The sequence below is a fragment of the Pseudomonas sp. BS-2016 genome (assembly GCF_001806145.1).
Lineage (GTDB): Bacteria > Pseudomonadota > Gammaproteobacteria > Pseudomonadales > Pseudomonadaceae > Aquipseudomonas > Aquipseudomonas lundensis.
In genome coordinates this window covers 1-1,904 of sequence record NZ_MLCT01000094.1, presented here as the reverse complement: position 1 = coordinate 1,904, position 1,904 = coordinate 1, and the positions used below count along the sequence as shown (strand labels likewise).

The window sequence follows — 1,904 nt, the reverse complement described above, 5'->3', positions numbered from 1 at the left end:
CCCGCGCCGATGACGGCAGCGCCAAGCCGGAGCTGGCGATCGACTCCTCGGCCCTGGGTGGCATGTATGCCGGCGCGATCAAACTGGTGGGCACCGAAGCCGGTGTGGGCGTGAAGCTCGACGGCACCCTGGCCGCCAGTGGTGGCGATATTCAGCTCGACGCCAACGGGCGCCTGAGCATGGCGCAGGCGGCGGCCACCGGTAACGTCAAGATCACCGCGCAAAACATCGACCTCACCGACAAGGTCTACGCCAACGGCAACGTGCAGGTCACCAGCGCCCAGGCTTTGGTCAACCGCAAGAGCATCGCCGCCGACCAGCGCATCGAGATCAACGCGGCCAGCGTGAACAACCCCGGCATCATCGAAGCCGGCGTCGCCGCCGACAACAGCCGCAACACCACGGGCGACTTGGTGGTGAACGCGCAAACCGTCACCACCAGCGGCAACCTGCTGGCCAGCCGCGCCCTGGCGATTACCGCCGCACAAGCGCTGACCAACCAGGGCGCGATTATTCAGGCCAAGACCGTCGAGGTCAGCAGCGCCAAACTGACCAACCAGGGCGCCAGCGCACGTCTGTTTGGCGAACAAACCCTGGTGATCAGCTCGCCGGCCATCGTCAACCTAGGCGGCCTGATCCGCTTCGGCGAAGGCCAGGCCGCCACGCTCAACAGCGCCTCCCTGGACAACCGCCAGGGCCATATCGAAATGGCCGGTGGCAGCCTGGTGCTCACCAGCGCCAACCTGAACAACAGCGGCGGCCAAGTCATCGCCAACGACCTGACCGTCAACGCCGGCAACCTGAACAACCAGAACGGCGTGCTGGTGGCCAAGACCGCGACCGTTACTGCCAGCAACCTCGACAACAGCCTCAAGGGCCTGATCCAGGCCGACGGCGGCGCGCTCAACCTCGCCGTTTCCAACACCTTCAACAACAATCAGGGTTTCGCCCAGGCCAGCACCGATCTGAACGTTACGGCCGGCACCCTCAGCAGCAACGCAGGCGGCGTACTGAGCGCCGACACCGGCAAGCTCACCCTCACCGCCGCGCAACAGCTCAACAACGCCCAGGGCCGCTTGCAGGCCGGGCAGGGCGATATCGAACTGCACGCCGCGAACCTGGATAACCAGAGCGGCACGATCGTCGGCAAACAACTGCTGCTCGACGTGGCCGGCGGCGACATCGACAACCGCGCCGGGCGCGTGTTGGGTGACCACCTCGACGTGCGCGCCTCGGGCCTCGACAACCGCAACGCCGGCCTGCTGGCCGGTGGTGCCCTGGGCGTAAGCCTGCTGCTCAAAGGCCCGGGCCAGTTGCTCAACGCCCAGGGCCGCATCCAGAGCGAGGGCCTGCTGCAACTGCAAGGCGAGCGCTTCGACAACAGCGCCGGCATCCTGCTGGGCCAGACCGTCGACGTCACCGCGCAGACCTTCACCAACAGCAACAAAGGCGCGCTGGTCAGCAACGGCGGCGACGTGGTGCTCAAGGTCAGCGACCTGCTCACCAACGTCGGCGGCCAGATCGACGCGGGCGAACGCAGCGTGCTGGTCAAGCAGCTCACCACCCTCAACAACGACGGCGGCACCCTGCGCGGCAAGCGCCTGGACATCGCCGCCCAGCACCTGAACAACGACAACGGCCAACTGCTGGCCGGCGCCGAAGGCCTGAGCTACAGCGGCCAGGATGTAAGCAACCGCAAAGGCCTGATCCTCAGCGGCGGCGCCCTCACCGAACTGAACACCACCCGCCTGGATAACCAGGGCGGCACCGTGCAGGGCGACAGCCTGAGCGTCACCGCCAACAGCGTCGACAACGCCAGCGGCGGCCTGATGGCCAGCCTGGTCGGTAACCTGCAACTGACCGTAGAAGCCCTGGCCAACCGTGGCGGCAAACTGTTCGGTAAA

The 1,904-nt window shown here is 66.5% G+C and carries 1 pseudogene; it reads left to right on the top strand.

What is annotated here, in order from left to right:
* Nucleotides 1-1,904: pseudogene (locus BKD70_RS22545) on the top strand (filamentous hemagglutinin); the annotation flags it as partial.